This window comes from Paracoccus sp. J39, from assembly GCF_000518925.1.
In the GTDB taxonomy this organism is placed as follows: Bacteria; Pseudomonadota; Alphaproteobacteria; order Rhodobacterales; family Rhodobacteraceae; genus Paracoccus.
In genome coordinates this window covers 65,968-81,751 of record NZ_JAEN01000006.1, presented here as the reverse complement: position 1 = coordinate 81,751, position 15,784 = coordinate 65,968, and the positions used below count along the sequence as shown (strand labels likewise).

Annotated in this window: 13 protein-coding genes; 4 read left to right on the top strand and 9 right to left on the bottom strand. The window is 70.5% G+C overall.

The features are described 5' to 3' along the window. Positions 1 to 140: 140 nt before the first annotated feature. Positions 141 to 1,097, top strand: coding sequence for a helix-turn-helix domain-containing protein (locus L632_RS0107785; RefSeq protein ID WP_028716591.1), 957 nt, complete (start codon positions 141 to 143; stop codon positions 1,095 to 1,097). Positions 1,098 to 1,100: 3 nt separating this feature from the next. Here L632_RS0107785 and L632_RS0107780 read toward each other — a convergent pair whose 3' ends face one another. After that, entirely contained in the window at positions 1,101 to 2,246 is a 1,146-nt protein-coding gene (locus L632_RS0107780; RefSeq protein WP_028716590.1) for a CaiB/BaiF CoA-transferase family protein, read from the bottom strand. Beyond that, the gene (locus L632_RS0107775; RefSeq protein ID WP_028716589.1) at positions 2,246 to 3,457 is read right to left on the bottom strand and encodes an acyl-CoA dehydrogenase; all 1,212 of its coding nucleotides are present in this window, start codon (positions 3,455 to 3,457) and stop codon (positions 2,246 to 2,248) included. Before L632_RS0107775 ends, L632_RS0107780 begins: the two co-directional genes overlap by 1 nt. Positions 3,458 to 3,541: 84 nt before the next feature. Between L632_RS0107775 and L632_RS0107770 the strand changes: the two genes are divergently transcribed. Continuing rightward, positions 3,542 to 4,450, top strand: coding sequence for a LysR family transcriptional regulator (locus L632_RS0107770; protein ID WP_198021803.1), 909 nt, complete (start codon positions 3,542 to 3,544; stop codon positions 4,448 to 4,450). Positions 4,451 to 4,464: 14 nt separating this feature from the next. On the opposite strand, the gene gabT is transcribed toward L632_RS0107770, so the two are convergent. Next, positions 4,465 to 5,745: a 4-aminobutyrate--2-oxoglutarate transaminase gene (gene gabT, locus L632_RS0107765; RefSeq protein ID WP_028716587.1), complete on the bottom strand. Its 1,281-nt coding sequence runs from the start codon at positions 5,743 to 5,745 to the stop codon at positions 4,465 to 4,467. A gap of 143 nt (positions 5,746 to 5,888) precedes the next feature. Between gabT and L632_RS0107760 the strand changes: the two genes are divergently transcribed. Next, positions 5,889 to 6,467, top strand: coding sequence for a cupin domain-containing protein (locus tag L632_RS0107760; RefSeq protein ID WP_028713022.1), 579 nt, complete (start codon positions 5,889 to 5,891; stop codon positions 6,465 to 6,467). Positions 6,468 to 6,477: 10 nt separating this feature from the next. Here L632_RS0107760 and L632_RS0107755 read toward each other — a convergent pair whose 3' ends face one another. Next, on the bottom strand, positions 6,478 to 7,911 hold the full coding sequence (locus L632_RS0107755; protein WP_028716586.1) for an NAD-dependent succinate-semialdehyde dehydrogenase: 1,434 nt from the start codon (positions 7,909 to 7,911) through the stop codon (positions 6,478 to 6,480). A 134-nt stretch (positions 7,912 to 8,045) separates the two neighbouring features. Next, positions 8,046 to 8,732, bottom strand: coding sequence for a 5-formyltetrahydrofolate cyclo-ligase (locus L632_RS22200; RefSeq protein ID WP_036697611.1), 687 nt, complete (start codon positions 8,730 to 8,732; stop codon positions 8,046 to 8,048). 733 nt (positions 8,733 to 9,465) lie between these two features. Here L632_RS22200 and L632_RS0107745 point away from each other — a divergent pair. Further along, positions 9,466 to 10,530, top strand: coding sequence for a 3-deoxy-7-phosphoheptulonate synthase (locus L632_RS0107745; RefSeq protein ID WP_028713025.1), 1,065 nt, complete (start codon positions 9,466 to 9,468; stop codon positions 10,528 to 10,530). A gap of 263 nt (positions 10,531 to 10,793) precedes the next feature. Here L632_RS0107745 and L632_RS0107740 read toward each other — a convergent pair whose 3' ends face one another. The 4 genes from L632_RS0107740 to L632_RS0107725 all read right to left on the bottom strand — a co-directional run bounded on the left by L632_RS0107740 (position 10,794) and on the right by L632_RS0107725 (position 15,766). Continuing rightward, entirely contained in the window at positions 10,794 to 12,209 is a 1,416-nt protein-coding gene (locus L632_RS0107740) for an amidase (RefSeq protein WP_028713026.1), read from the bottom strand. A 103-nt stretch (positions 12,210 to 12,312) separates the two neighbouring features. Next, positions 12,313 to 13,023 carry a sulfite exporter TauE/SafE family protein gene (locus L632_RS0107735; RefSeq protein ID WP_028716585.1) on the bottom strand — a complete coding sequence of 237 codons (711 nt, stop codon included), beginning with the start codon at positions 13,021 to 13,023 and terminating at the stop codon, positions 12,313 to 12,315. Continuing rightward, positions 13,020 to 14,417 (bottom strand): amidohydrolase family protein, encoded by a 1,398-nt coding sequence (locus L632_RS0107730; RefSeq protein WP_028713028.1) that lies wholly within the window; start codon positions 14,415 to 14,417, stop codon positions 13,020 to 13,022. Before L632_RS0107730 ends, L632_RS0107735 begins: the two co-directional genes overlap by 4 nt. Then, positions 14,417 to 15,766, bottom strand: coding sequence for a uracil-xanthine permease family protein (locus L632_RS0107725; RefSeq protein WP_028713029.1), 1,350 nt, complete (start codon positions 15,764 to 15,766; stop codon positions 14,417 to 14,419). The genes L632_RS0107730 and L632_RS0107725 overlap by 1 nt, the downstream gene beginning before the upstream one ends. Between the last annotated feature and the right edge of the window lie 18 nt (positions 15,767 to 15,784).

Sequence of the window (15,784 nt, the reverse complement as noted above, 5' to 3'; positions counted from 1 at the left end):
GCGGAGAAACTTGTCGTTCCGTGCAGGCTTGCCGATCCGCGCGGCAGGATCTGGCGCCCGCCGGCCTTCGCGCCAGTTTTCTTTTGCCCGATTGCTCGCGGCAGGCTACGAATCGCCCAAGCGATGCGGGGAGGCGCATCATGACCCTGGAAAGCTACAGCACCGCCGCGACCGCGCCGCCCGAACGCGCGGCGCATTGGTCGGCCATCATCGCGGATACCTATTTCCCGCTGCAGCTGAGCTATCGCGATCCCGCCACCTTCCAGGGCCGGCTGGAGCGGCGCAGCGCCGGGCCGGTGTCGCTGTCGCGGCTGCGCACCGAACCGGCGCGCTATGAACGGGTGCCCGGGCTGATCCGGCAGGGCGAGGCCGAGGAATACCTGGTCACCATTCCCAGCCTCGCGCCGGTGCTGTTCCGCCAGCTGGGCCGCGACATCACCTGCGCCCCCGGCGGCTTCCTCATCGAGCGCGGCGACGAGCCCTATCGCTTCGCCTATCAGGCGCGCAACGACCTGCTGGTGATGAAGATCGCCCGCAGCGCGCTGGCCGAAAGGCTGCGCCAGCCGGACCGGCTTTGCGCCACGGTCTTCGACGGGCGCGAGGGCTTGGGCGGTCTGTTCGCCGAGACGGTGCGCCGCGCCCATGCCATGCCCGCCGATTCCGCAGCGGCAGACGTGCTGGGCCGGCACCTGATCGAGTTGCTGGCTCTGGCGCTGGACCGGCAGGCGGAAACCGACGGCGGCGCCGCCACGGCGGTCCGCGCCGCGCATCTGAAGCGCGCGCAGGACGCGATCCTACGCAACCTGACCGATCCGGCCCTGTCGCCCGAGACGGTCGCGGCGGCCTGCGGCATCTCGAAACGCTATCTGCACGACCTGTTCGGCGATACCGGGACCACGGTGGCGCAATTCATCCGCGAGGCGCGGCTGAAGGCGGCGCGGGACATGCTGCAGATGCCGGGCGACCTGTCGCTGGCCGCCGTCGCCTATCGCTTCGGCTTCAGCGACCAGGCGCAGTTCTCGCGGCTGTTCCGGGCCATGTTCGGCCAGACCCCCAGCGGCTATCGCGCCGCCTGCCGCGCGGGGCGGCAGGGCTAGGGTTCAGCCCTGAAAGCGCCAGTCGCCCTCGCCAAGCGCCGGGGCGGCGCGTTCCGTCACCAGTGGGCTGCGCGAGAAGCGCAGCGGGCTGCGCAGCCCGGCGATGCCCTCGGGCGCGATGCGCAGGCCGCGCGCCTGCACCTGCGGTTCGGCCAGGGCTTCGGCCACGTCGTTGACCGGGCCCGCGGGCACCCCCGCCCCTTCCAGCGCAGCGATCAGCGCGGCGCGGGTAAAGCGGCGCGTGGCCTGCGCCAGCAGCGGCACCAGCCGCGCGCGGTTCGCCACCCGGGCGGGGTTGGTGGCAAAATCCGGCTCTGCCGCCAGCTCGGGCATTTCCAGCACCCGGCACAGCGCCGCGAATTGCCGGTCATTGCCGCAGGCGACGATCAGATGCCCGTCCGAGGCCGGGAAAAGCTGATAGGGCACGATATTCGGATGCGCATTGCCCAGCCGATGCGGCACCGCGCCGCCCAGCAGGTAATTCGTTGCCTGATTGGCCAGCACCGCCACCCCGCAATCCAGAAGCGACAGGTCCAGATGCTGGCCCAGACCCGACCGCGCCCGCTCGGCCAGCGCGGCCTGCACGGCGATCACCCCGTAAAGGCCGGTGAAGATGTCGATCCAGGCCACGCCGACCTTTTGCGGCTCGCCCTGCGGATCGCCGGTCAGGTCCATGATGCCCGACATGCCCTGGATCAGGAAATCATAGCCCGGCTGCGCCGCGCGCGGCCCGTCCTGCCCGAAGCCGGTGATCGAGGCATAGACCAGCCGCGGATTGCGCGCCGAAAGCGTCTGGTAGTCCAGCCCGAACTTGCGCAGCCCCCCCAGCTTGAAATTCTCGATCACCACATCGGCCTGGTCGATCAGCGCCCGCAGCCGCTCCAGGTCGGCGGGGTCATTGAAGTCGCAGGTGACGGAACGCTTGCCGCGATTGGCGGCGTGGAAATAGGCCGCGACCCGTTCGGTGGTGCCGTCTGCACGCGGCCGCTCGATGAAGGGCGGGCCCCAGCGGCGGGTGTCGTCGCCCTCGGGCGCCTCGACCTTGATCACCTCGGCGCCCAGATCGGCCAGCGTCTGGCCGATCCACGGCCCGGCAAGGATGCGCGCCAGTTCGACGACGCGCAGCCCCTTCAGCGCCGGCTGATCCATCACGCGAACGCCTGGATGCCGGTCTGCGCCCGGCCGAGGATCAGCGCATGCACGTCATGCGTGCCCTCATAGGTGTTCACCGTCTCCAGGTTCTGCGCGTGCCGCATGACGTGATAGCCGATCTGGATGCCGTTGCCGCCATGCATGTCGCGGGCCTGGCGGGCGATGTCCAGCGCCTTACCGCAATTGTTGCGCTTGACGATGGAGATCATCTCGGGCGCGAACTTGCCCTCGTCGAAAAGCCGCCCGACGCGCAGGCTGGCTTGCAGGCCCAGGGCGATCTCGGTCTGCATGTCGGCGAGCTTCTTCTGGTAAAGCTGCGTCGCGGCCAGCGGGCGGTTGAACTGGTGGCGATCCAGCCCGTATTGCCGGGCGCGGAACCAGCAATCCTCGGCCGCGCCCATGGCGCCCCAGCTGATGCCGTAGCGCGCGCGGTTCAGGCAGCCGAAGGGACCGCCCATGCCCTCGATGTTCGGAAGCAGCGCCTCCTCGCCGACCTCGACATTCTCCATCACGATCTCGCCGGTGATCGAGGCGCGCAGGCTCAGCTTGCCCTCGATCTTGGGCGCCGAAAGGCCGGGCGTGCCCTTGTCCAGCACGAAGCCGCGCACCTTGCCGCCATGCGCCTCGGACTTGGCCCAGACCACGAAGACATCGGCGATGGGCGCGTTCGAGATCCACATCTTGGACCCGTTCAGCACATAGCCGCCCCCGGTCTTGCGGGCCACGGTGCGCATGCCGCCGGGGTCGGAGCCCGCGTCGGGCTCGGTCAGGCCGAAGCAGCCGATGAACTCGCCCGAGGCCAGTTTCGGCAGGTATTTCTGCTTCTGCTCTTCGCTGCCATAAGCCTCGATCGGGAACATCACCAGCGAGCTTTGCACCGAGGCCATCGAGCGATAGCCCGAATCGATGCGCTCGATCTCGCGCGCGACCAGGCCATAGGCGACGTAAGAGGCACCGACGCCGCCATAGGCCTCGTCCACGGTGACGCCCAGCAGGCCCGAGGCGCCCATTTCGCGGAATATCTCGGGATCGGTTTCCTCGTTCAGATAGGCGGCCTCGACGCGCGGCGCCAGCCGGTCGGCGGCGAAGGCCGCGGCGGTGTCGCGGATCATCCGCTCTTCCTCGGTCAGCTGATCCTCAAGCAGGAACGGGTCGGACCACGAGAAAGGGCTGCCCTTGTGCGATTTCGTCGTCACGTTATGCCTCATGCGCTGATGCTGTCGGATCATTCATTACCGCTTTCAAACCAGGCCGGAAAATGGATAATCCTCATTACTTCATGCACGGGGTGAATGTTCTTGCGGCACAGGCGCTTTCTTCCGAACCTCAGCCTGCTGCTGGCCTTCGACGCGGTGATGCGCACCGGCTCGGTCACCGGCGCGGCGCAGGACCTGGGGCTGACGCAAAGCACGGTCAGCCGGCTGCTGCAAAGCCTGGAGGCGCAGCTGGGGCAGGAACTGTTCATCCGCCACAAGAAGCGCCTGACCCCGACCGAGGCGGCCGAGCGGTATTTCCGCGACATTTCCGCCGCGCTCGACCTGATCCAGCGCGGCAGCATGTCGCTGATCGCCAATCCCGACGGCGGCAGCCTGGACCTGGCCGTGCTGCCGACCTTTGCCACGCGCTGGCTGGCGCCGCGGCTGCCGGATTTCCTGTCGGCCCATCCGGGGGTGTCGATCAACCTGACCACCCGCTTCCGCCGCTTCAGCTTCGACGAGGAACCCTTTGACGCGATGATCTTTTACGGCCGGGACGACTGGCCGGGGGCCGAGCACCTGAAGCTGTTCGATGAACGCCTCACCGCCTGCGCTTCGCCCGATCTTCTGGCCCGGCGGCCTGTAACGGCGCCCGCCGATCTGGCGGGAATGGTGCTGCTTCAATTGCCGACCCGCCCGGACGCCTGGCAGGCATGGTTCCGGGGACAAGGGGCCGAGCCGCCGGCGCCGCTGGACGGGATGATGATGGACCAGTTCTCGATGATGATCCAGGCGGCGATCTCGGGGCTGGGGATCGCGCTTCTGCCCGATTACCTGGCCCGGGTCGAGATCGCCGAGGGCCGGCTGGCGCCGGTGCTGCGGCAGGGCGTGCCGGGCAGCGGCGCCTATTGGCTGGCCTGGCCGGCGCGCAAGGCCGGGCTGAAGCCGCTGGCCGCCTTTTGCGACTGGCTCGCCGCCCGCATGGCGCAGGACGGCATGGGATAGGGGCCGTCCCGCCTTCAGGCCGGGACCAGCGCCGCCTCGATGGCCGCTTCCAGAATCTCCAGCGCCTCGGACAGCTGCGCGTCGGGAATGGTCAGCGGCGGCAGCAGGCGGATGACGTTGTAGCGCGTGCCGCAGGACAGCAGGATCAGCCCGCGCGCCTCGGCCTCGGCCACGATGGCGGCGGTCAGTTGCGCGTCGGGCTGGCTGCGGTCGCCGGCCTGCACCAGCTCGAAGGCATTCATCGCGCCAAGGCCGCGCACATCGCCGATGGCCGGGAAGCTCCCCGCCAGCTTTTGCAGGCGCGCGCGGATGGCCGAGCCGATTTCCTCGGCGCGGGCGCAAAGGTCTTCGTCCTCGATCACCTCCAGCACCGCCAGCGCGGCGGCGATGGCCAGCGGGTTGCCGGCATAGGTGCCGCCCAGCCCGCCCGGCGCGGGCGCGTCCACGATCTCGGCCCGGCCGGTGACGGCGGACAGCGGAAAGCCCCCGGCCAGCCCCTTGGCCATGGTCACCAGGTCGGGCGCGACGCCGGAATGCTGGAACCCGAACATGCGGCCGGTGCGGGCCATGCCGGCCTGGATCTCGTCGCCGATCAGCACGATGCCGTGGCTGTCGCAGATGCGGCGCAGCGCGGCCAGGAATTCGGGCGGGGCGACGTTGAAGCCGCCCTCGCCCTGCACCGGCTCGACGACGATCGCCGCCACCCGCCGGGGGTCGATGGACGAGGCCAGCAGCGTCTCCAGATGCGCAATCGCCTGCGCGACCGACACGCCGGCCATGGCGTTGGGGAAGATCGCGTGGTGGATCTCGGGCGGCATGGCGCCGAAACCGGCCTTGTAGGGCGCCACCTTGCCGGTCAGCGCCATGCCCAGAAGCGTGCGGCCATGGAAAGCGCCGTTGAAGGCGATCACGCCCGAGCGCCCGGTAAAGGCCCGCGCCATCTTCACCGCATTTTCCACCGCCTCGGCGCCGGTGGTGGCGAACATGGTCTTTTTCGCGAAATCGCCCGGGGTCAGCGCGTTCAGCCGCTCGGCCAGGGCGACATAGGATTCATAGGGCGCGACATGGAAGCAGGTATGGGTGAAGTCCTGCATCTGGCGCTGCACCGCCTCGATCACCCGGGGATGGCGATGGCCGGTATTGTTCACCGCGATGCCGGCGGCGAAATCCAGCATCCGCCGGCCCTCGGCGGTCCAGAGCTCGGCATTCTCGGCCCGGACGGCATAGATGTCCCGCGTGCCGACACCCCGCGCCACCGCCGCCTTGCGCCGCTCGATCAACTGCTTCGATTCCATGTGCAGACCTCCATGCTGATGGAATCGGCTTACACGATGCTCAATATATTGAGCAATGACTTTCTTCGATCTGCGGCAGGATGCGGAACTGGTGCGCAACCCCCGGCCCTGATAACCTGCCGCAAAACGGCATCGGGGCAAGGATGAGCGATTTCGACGTGGGCGCGCGGCTGAAAGAGCTGCGCAGCGCGGCAAACATGTCGCAGCGGCAGCTGGCCGAGGCTTCGGGCGTGCCGCATGGCCAGATCTCGATGATCGAGACCGGGCGCTCCAGCCCCTCGGTCGCCTCGCTGCGCAAGATCCTTGGCGGGCTGGGCGTCACCATGTCCGAGTTCTTCGAGCCGGACCTGCCGCAAAGCCCGCAACCCTTTTTCACCCCGGCCGAGCTGCGCGACCTGACCTCGCGGCTTTATTCCGCCGCGCAGGGGCCGGTCGGGCGCATGACCCTGCGCCAGGTCGGCGACGCGCGGCTGCACAACCTGCAGATCCTGCACGAACGCTATGAGCCGGGCGCCGATACCGGCGAGACCATGCTGGCCCATCACGGCAGCGAGGGCGGCATCGTCATCGCCGGCGAGATCGAGCTGACCGTGGCCGACCAGAGCCGGGTGCTGAAGGCCGGCGACAGCTATCTTTTCGCCTCGACCCAGCCGCATCGCTTCCGCAACATCTCGGACCGCGAGGCGGTGGTGGTCTCGGCCTGCACGCCGCCCTATCTCTAGCCCCTGATTTCTAACCCCTGCGGGTGACGAAGCGGGTCTGCAGATAGGCGCCGATCGCCTCGGAGCCGCCCTCGGTCCCCATGCCGGAATCGCCGATGCCGCCGAAGGGCAATTCCGGCAGCGACAGGCCGATATGGTTGATGGTCAGCATCCCGGCCTGGATCTCGTCCTGCAACCGCTGCACCCGGGCCGAGCTGCCGGTCCAGGCATAGGCGGCCAGGCCATAGGGCAGCCGGTTCGCCTCGGCAAAGGCTTCGTCGTCGCTGCGGAACCGGTTGACCACGGCGATGGGGCCGAAGGGTTCCTCGTTCATCACCGCCGCATCCGCCGACACATCGGTCAGCACGGTCGGGGCAAAGAACCAGCCCTCGTTGCCGATCCGCGCCCCGCCGGTCGCCAGTCGCGCGCCGCGGTCCAGCGCGTCGCGGATCAGCCGCTCGATGGCGGGGATTCGGCGCTCGTTGGCCAGCGGCCCCATGGCGCTGTCCGAGTCCATGCCCGGCCCTACCTTGGCGGCTGCCAGTGCGGCGGTGAAACCTTCGGTGAAGCGGTCCGCCACCGCCTCTTGCACCAGGAAGCGGGTGGGCGAGATGCAGACCTGCCCGGCATTGCGCAGTTTCGCGGCCGCCATGGCCGCCACCGCCGCATCGACATCGGCATCGTCGAAGACCAGCACCGGCGCGTGGCCGCCCAGCTCCATGGTCGCCGGCTTCATGTGCAGCCCCGCCAGCGCCGCCAGCTGCTTGCCCACCGCCGTCGAGCCGGTGAAGGACACCTTGCGGATCACCGGATGCGGAATCAGGTAGCCCGAGATTTCGGCCGGATCGCCATAGACCAGGTTCACCACCCCCGCCGGCAGGCCGGCATCGGCAAAGCAGCGGATCAGTTCGGCCGGCGAGGCCGGGGTTTCCTTGGGCGCCTTGACGATGATGGTGCAGCCTGCCGCCAGCGCGGCGGAAACCTTGCGAACCGCCTGATTGATCGGGAAATTCCACGGGGTGAAGGCGGCGACCGGGCCCAGCGGTTCCTTGACGGTCAGCTGGGTGACGCCCGGCACGCGGGGCGGGATGACCTGGCCATAGGTGCGGCGCGCCTCTTCGGCGAACCACTCGATGATCTCGGCCCCGGCCAGGGTCTCGATCCGCGCCTGCGCCAGCGGCTTGCCCTGTTCGGCCACCATCAGCGCGGCGATGGGCTCGGCCCGCTCGCGCAGCAGCGCCGCGGCCTTGCGCATCAGGTCCGAGCGATGCAGCGGAGAGCTGCGCTTCCAATCCGCGAAGGCGCGGCCGGCGGCGGCCAGCGCCTCGTCCAGATCGGCGATACCGGCATGGGCGACACGGCCGATCTCGGCCCCGGTGGCCGGGTTCAGCACCGGCAGGCTGCGCCCGTCCCGCGCCGGGCGCCAGATTCCGTCGATCAAAAGCTGCGTATCCGGATAGCTCATCTTGTCCCACCTGCTGGAGTTGCGCCGGTGCTGCGCCGCTGTTGCGGCCGGCCCGGAAAGCCATAGGGCAAGGCAGCGGGGTTTTCAATCGGCCTTGCTCAATATCCTGAACAAGACCTTTTGCGATTTGGCGGTCAGCGGCCCGCCGGGGCAGCGCCGTCGTATTGCAGGCCGGTTTCGGTGACGATGGCCGCCAGCGGGATGTCATGGGGCTGCGGATAGATCGTCGCCAGGCGGGCGGATTGCAGGCCGGTGCCGACCGCCAGCGGCCGCCGCGCCGCCAGCGTCCGGTCGAAATAGCCGCCGCCATAGCCCAGCCGATAGCCCCGGCCGTCCCAGCCCACCAGCGGGGCCAGCACCACGTCCGGCTCCACCGTCTCGGCCGAGGCGGGGACCGGAATGTTCCAATGGCCGCGGCGCATCGGCGCCCCGGGGCTCCAGCGGTGAAAGGCCAGCGGGCTGGCAGGGCGCTCGACCACCGGCAGGGCCAGCACGGCGCCGCGGTCGTGCAGGCGGGCCAGCCAGGGGCGCAGATCCGGCTCGGACCGGATCGGCCAATAGCCGGCGACCACCCGGCCGCGCAGCTCCGGCAGCCGCGCGGCCAGCAGCGCGTCCAGCGCGCCGCCGATGGCCTCGGCCACTGCCTGCCGCTGGGCGACGCTCAGCGCCGCGCGGCGGCCCAGCAACTCCTCGCGCCGCGCCTTGCGCCAGCGCGCCACGTCGCGGGCCTGCTGCGGCTCGACGGCGAGCGGGTCGAAATAATCCGGCGCGATCTCGGCCGCCAGGCAGGGCGGAGAGGCCGGGCTGTCCTTGCCGCTCATACGCCGCACCCCCCGCCCTGCGCCGGGGAAGCGCCGGGCCGGACCGCAATCCGAGCCGCCGTCATGATCTGCGCGAAGGCGCCCGCGACATCGCCGCCGATGCGCCGAAGGCATCGCGCCGGGGACGCCATGGCGATCCGCCGCGCGGCCCCGACGTCCCGCAACCGTCCGGGCGCCCAGGCCCGGCACCGTCCGATCCGCGCCGAGGGCGCCCCGGCAAGCTGCGTTTCGCTCATCTTTCCGGCCTTTCCTTGCCTCGTCCCGCCCCCGCCGCAGGTCCGAACGGCGCCGGCGTCGGGCCTGCCTGACAGCCTAGACCGCCCGGCGAGCCATGCCAATCCGCGGCAAGCCGTTCGCCGATTGCGGCGCGCAAACGTCCATGCCTCCGGCGTCGAACAGCCGGACGCACCGCGCAAGCCCGTTCGCCGGCGCTTACGGAGGCGCAGGGCAAGGACGGCAACGGCGGCAAGTCCGCAGCACTCTGGCCAATCGCGCACCCATTCGCCGCCGGCGCAAGAATCCGGGTGACAAGCGCCGCCGCAGCCGCTATGCAGGGCGCATGTCGCAACAGATGTTCTACACTGCCTCGTTTTATTGGTTCCGCTGCATCCAGCGGGACCGGGTTGCCGTGTAGCGCATAGGCGCGATAGCGATCCCCGAAGCCGCTGGCCAGACCGGCGGCTTTTTTCTTGCGATGCGCGTCCGGTCCGGCCTCTTCCAGAAAGCAAGAGCCATGCTGACCCAGACCGAGAACCTGCATATCGACACGCTCCGCCCCCTGCCCGCCCCCGCCGCGCTGGCCGCCAGCCTGCCGCGCGACGAGGCCATCTCGCGCATCGTGGCGGACAGCCGCACCGCCATCCGCGCCATCCTTGCCGGCCGCGACGACCGGCTGCTGGTGATCGCCGGCCCCTGCTCGATCCACGACGCGCAGGCGGCGCTGGATTACGCCGCGCGGCTGGCCGAGCTGCGCCGGAGCCTTGCCGACCGGCTGGAGATCGTTATGCGGGTCTATTTCGAAAAGCCCCGCACCACCGTGGGCTGGAAGGGGCTGATCAACGACCCGCATCTGGACGGCTCGGACCGCATCGAGGACGGGCTGCCGCTGGCCCGCCGCCTGCTTCTGGAAATCAACCGCATGGGCCTGCCGGCGGCGACCGAGTTCCTGGACCCGATCCTGCCGCAATATTTCGCCGACCTGATCGCCTGGGGCGCCATCGGGGCGCGCACCACGGAAAGCCAGATCCACCGGCAGCTGGCCTCGGGCCTGTCCTGCCCGGTCGGGTTCAAGAACGGCACCGATGGCGGGGTGCAGGTGGCGCTGGACGCCATCCGCTCGGCCGCCGGGTCGCACAGCTTCCCGGCGATCACCGCCGACGGGCGTGCGGCCATCGCCACCACGACCGGCAACGACGCCTGCCACGTGGTGCTGCGCGGCGGCCATGGCGGGCCGAACTACGGCGCCCGCCATGTCGATGCGCTGGCCGAAGCGGCGGCGCGGGCCGGCATCGATCCCGGCATCGTCATCGACGCGAGCCATGCCAATTGCGGCAAGGACCCGGCCCGCCAGCCGGCGGTCATCGCCGATATCGCGGCGCGCATACGCGCGGGCGAGGCGCGCATCCGCGGCGTCATGCTGGAAAGCAACCTGGTCGCCGGCCGGCAGGATCTGGTTCCCGGTCGGCTGCCGACCTATGGCCAGAGCATCACCGACGGCTGCCTCGGCTGGGAGAACACCCGCGTCTTGCTGCTGGACCTGGCCGAGACCGCCGCGAGCCGGCAGCGCCTCGCCGCCTGAACGCGCGCCGGGCCGGGATAGGGCAACCGTCCCTGGCCCGGGGTTCGGCGGCTTTTGGGCGGGGCCCGCGATTCCGCAGCCGCCGGACCCCTGCGCAAGGCGCATGGGCCGGTGGTGCCGGGCATCGCCCCGGCCGCCCCAAGCGGCCCCGCCCCTGTGCGCTGCGAGAGCTTGGGGCCGGCGGGGGCGCCCGCCGCCGCCATGTCGGGCCGTCTTTCGTCCCGGTCACGCAGCCCCTCCGCCGGTCCTTTCCGCCGTCGCCCTCAGGCCGGCGGCGGCGGTCGCCGGCCCGGCCAATCCGTCGCCTCGTGCCATGCCTGCCCCAGCCGCAGGATCGCCGCATCGCCGCCGACCGGACCGGCCAGCTGCAGGCCCATCGGCAAGCCCTGCGCGCCGAAGCCGATGGGGACCGACAGGCAGGGCAGCCCGGCCAGGCTGACCGGCACCACGATCTCCATCCAGCGGTGATAGCTGTCCGCCTCGCGCCCGCCGACCTGCCGGGGCCAGCGCCATTCCGCCGGAAAGGGCCAGACCTGCGCCGAGGGCAGCGCGATGGCATCGAGCTGCCGGAACAGCCGCGCCAGCCGGCGATACCATTCGCTGCGGATCACGCTGGCCTCGTAGACCTCCTGCGCCGGCAGGCCCAGGCCCTGCTCGATCTCCCAGACCGCCTCGGGCTTCAGCTGCGCGCGGGCGGCGGGGTCGTCGTAAAGCCCGCGCCGCGCGCCCGCGTTCAGAAAGGCCCGCAGCACCGTCCAGGCCCGCCAGAGCCGCCCGGCCGGGAAGGGCGGCGGCAGGGGCACGATCTCGCAGCCCAGATCGGCCAGCTGCGCCAGCGCCGCCTCGGCCAGCGGCAGGATGCCCGGCTCGCAGGGATAGGCGCCGCCCCAATCGCCCAGCCAGCCGATGCGCGTGCCCGCCACCGGACCGGCAAGGCCGGCGGCGAAATCCTCGGCAGGGCGGCCGAAGGGCACGGCCGGGTCCGGACCGGCCATGACGGCCAGCAGATGCGCCAGATCCTCGGGGCAGCGCGCCATCGGTCCCAGCGTGGACAGGGTCGCCATGAAGCCGTCGCCGACCGGATCGCCCGGCACCAGCCCCCAGCTGGGGCGAAAGCCGTAGACATTGCAGAAGGCCGCCGGGTTGCGCAGGCTGCCCATCATGTCCGAGCCGTCCGCGACCGGCACCAGCCGCGCCGCCAGGGCCGCCGCCGCCCCGCCCGACGAGCCGCCGGCGCTGCGGCTGCGGTCATAGGGATTGCGGGTGACGCCGAAAACCTCGTTGAAGCTGTGCGAGCCCAGGCCCCATTCCGGCGTGTTGGTCTTGCCGATGAAGATCGCGCCCGCCGCGCGCATCCGCGCCACCACGAGGTCGTCGGCCGGGGGCACATGGTCGCGAAACAGGGGCGAGCCCCAGGTGGTGCGCAGCCCGCGCACCGCCGCCAGATCCTTGACCGCCACCGGCAGGCCGTGCAGCCAGCCCTTGCGCGGGGCGCGGTCGGCGGCGCGCGCCTCGGCCAGCAGGGCGTCGCGCGGGCGCAGGCTGACGATGGCGTTGATCGCCGGGTTCAGCGCCTCGATCCGGTCGAGATGCGCGGCCATCACCGCCTCGGCGCTGAGCCGTCCTGCGGCCATGGCCTGCGCCAGCCCCTGCGCCGTCATCGCGGTCGGATCGTTCATGCGGCCCCCTTCCCTTGTCGTCCCTGCGGTCCTCGTCCGGGGCAGAGTGCCGCATCCTCGGGCAAAGTCCAGAGCCGCCGGCGGGGGACGGCGCGGCGGACGCTCAGCCCCGCAGCATCAGGAACAGCCCGCTGGCGATCGAGAAGCCCAGCACCGCCAGGCGCAGCGCCGGCCCGTTGACATGGGCATGGGCAAGGCGCGACAGGCCCGTGCCGATCACCACCGCCGGCGCCAGATACAGCGCCGCCAGCATCTGGTCGACATGCAGCCGCCCCGCCACCGCCAGCAGGATCAGCGAGATCACCTCTCCGACCAGGAAGCAGGTGGCGACGGTCGCGCGCAGCACCGGGCCCGGCGCATGCTGGTAAAGCAGCGCCAGCGGCGGGCCGCCGATTCCGGTCGCCGTCTCGGTGACGCCGGTGAACAGCCCCACCCCCAGCGAGGCCGAGCGGCCCGGCGAAAAGGGCGGCGCCAGCAGCGCGATCCCCGCCGCCAGCACCGTGAACAGGCCGACTGCGATCTCAAGCTGGCGGACGGACAGCGCGATCAGCACCGCCATGCCCAGGAAGGTGCCGAAGAACCGCCCCAGGGTGATCCAGCTGGCGCCGCGGCGGTCGATGGTCTGGCGCTCGCGCCAGGCGACGTGGAAGTTCAGCGGCAGCATCAGGATCAGCAGGGTCACCGGCAGATAGGCCGCGTCCACCAGCCCGAAGATCGGCGCCATGATCAGCGCAAAGCCGATGCCGACCGCACCCTGCACGAAGGCCGAGCCCAGCACCGCCAGCGACAGCAGAAGAAAGGCGGCGAGACTCACGCCGGCCTCATGGCAAGGGCGCTGTCCGCGGTGGCATGGATGCGCTGGATCGGCGCCGCGGCGATGGCCGGGGCGGTCAGCTCGCGGATCTCGGCCAGCAGGGCGCGGGCGTCCCAGTCGACCGGCCAGCCCTGCACCAGCCGCAGCCGGCCGCCGGTGAAGACCGCGTCGATCTGGTCGCGGTTGCCATAGCGCACCAACTCCCAGCTGAGATCGTGCGAGGGGGTGAATTCGGGCCGGTCCAGATCGACCAGCAGGAAGTCGGCGGCCAGCCCGGGCGCGATCCGCCCGGTCAGCCGGCCCAGCCCGCTGGCCTCGGCCGCCATGCCGGTCGCCGCCTCCAGCCACAGCCAGCCGCCGCCGCAGGAACTGTCACCCGAGGCCAGCCCGTAGCCGGCGCGCTGCAGCGATTCCGCCGCGTCCATCAGGCGGAACCCGTCCGAGCGGGTGCCGTCGGTGCCAAGGCCGAAGCGGATGCCCAGGGCCTGCATCTGCAGGGCCGGCACGATGGCGTTCCCCTTCCAGACCGAGGCGACGGGATTATAGGCCACCGCCGTGCCGGTATCGCGCAGGATCATCAGCTCTTCGGGGGTGATCAGCGTGGAATGGGCGATCAGCGCCTGCGGCCCCAGCGCCCCGATATGGGCCAGGTGCTGCAGCGGGCGCCGGCCATGCGCGACCAGCGAACGCTCGACCGCGACCAGATGCTCGTTGACATGGGTCTGGAACACCGCCCCCGCCTCGGCCGCCAGGGCCGAGATGCGCTGCAGCATCCCGTCCGTCGCCGCCTCGGGGATCGAGATGGCAAGCGAGGGATGGATCAGCGCGTCGCCCTGATAGGCCGCGAGATGCGCGGCGGCGCGGCGCAGGATCTCGTCGGCCTCGGGGACCTGGGCCGCGCCGCCCAGATCGTTGCAGATCTGCGCCACCACCAGCCGCAGTCCGGTTTCGCGGGCCGCATCGACCAGCCGGCCGATATGCCCGGCCGAGCGCGTGCCGGCATCCACCGCCGCGGTGAAGCCGCCGCGCAGGCATTCCAGCGCCGCCAGCTTCGAGGACAGATAGACCATATGCTCGTCCAGGCTGCCCTCGAGCGGCACCCAGATGCGCCGGAAGATCTCGGAGGGTTCGCCAAAGACCAGCGACTTGCCCAGCGACTGGGTCAGATGCGTATGGGTGTCGATGAAGCCGGGCATCATCAGGTGATGCGGCAGGTCGACCCGCCGCAGGCCGGGATGGCGGGCGCATAGCGCGCCCACCTCGTCGATCTCGGCAAAGCGGCCGCCCTGCAGCAGCACGGCCTTGCCCGGTTGCGGGCCGTTGCCCAGCAGCAGGCGCCCGGGGGCGACGATCAGCCGCTCGGCATCGGCGAAGGTCTGGCGCAGGTCGGTCATCAGGCATGTTCCTCTTGCGGGGTGGGTTTGGCGGCGGGGTCGGCGGGCGCGGCGCGGACCTGGAACAGGGCGTTGACCAGCGCGGCGGTGATCGTGCCCATGGCCAGCCCGTTGCCCAGGATCATCTGCGACCATTGCGGGAACTGGCTGTAGACCCCCGGCACCAGGATCGGCATCAGCCCCATCGCCAGCCCCGAGGCCAGGGTGAACATGGCGCTGTGCTGGCGCAGATCGACGCGGGAAAGCACATGGATGCCGATGACGCCGATGATGGAAAAGACGATGACCGCGGTGCCGCCCACGACCGGGCCGGGCAGGACGCTGGCCAGCCGCGACACCGGGGCGATCAGCGCGATCAGCACCAGGATCACCCCGGCCATGGCGGTGACATGGCGCGAGCGGACGCCGGTGGCGCGCACGATGCCGACATTCTCGCCCGAGGTGATGATCAGCGAGGTGCCCAGCATGCCGCCAAGCAGCGAGGCCACCGCGTCGCCGCGGATGGTGCGCGGCACGATGGGATGGGCATCGCCCTTGCGGCCGACGATCTCGGCGGTGGCGATGGTCTGGCCGGTGGCCTCGGCCATCGAGATCACCGAGAAGACGATCAGCGGCAGCGAGGCGATGAGGTCGAATTTCGGCATGCCGAAGGGAAAGGGCTGCGGCACCGCGATCAGCGGCCCGGTCATCACCCCGGTCAGGTCAAGCCGCCCCAGCGCCGCCGCCAGCGCCGTGCCAGCGATCAGACCCAGCATCACCGAGATGCGCTGCAAGGTGCCGGTGAAGATGCGCGAGAACAGCACCGTCAGCGCGATGGTCGCCAGCGCCAGCCCGACATTGACCGGATCGGCGAAATGCTCGGACCCCGGCTTGCCGGTGATGGTGCCGCCATAGATCTTGACCAGGTTGACCGCGACCAGAAGCAGCATGGTGCCGACGACGATGGGCGGGAAAAAGCGCAGCAGCCGGCTGAACACCGGCAGCGCCAGGAAATAGAACACCGAGGTCAGCAGCACGGCGCCGACCGCGGTCTGCACATCGGTCTGGACGGCGATGGCCAGGAAGATGGCGATGGGCGCACCGCCCGGGACCATGATGAAGGGCAGCCGCGCCCCGAATCCGCCCGGCCCGAAGCTTTGCAGGATCGAGCCGAGCCCGCAGACCAGAAAGGTCGCGCTGATGATCGCCACGGTCAGCGCCATGTCGAAGCCCAGCGTCTGGGCGACCAGAAACACCGCGGTGATCGGCGAGGCCGCCATCACCAGCACGTGCTGCATCCCGTAAAGCACCAGGCTTTTCAGCGGCAGCACCTCGTCGACCGGATCTATCCTTGATTCTTGATGGTTCATCCTCGTGTTCCCTGTTGG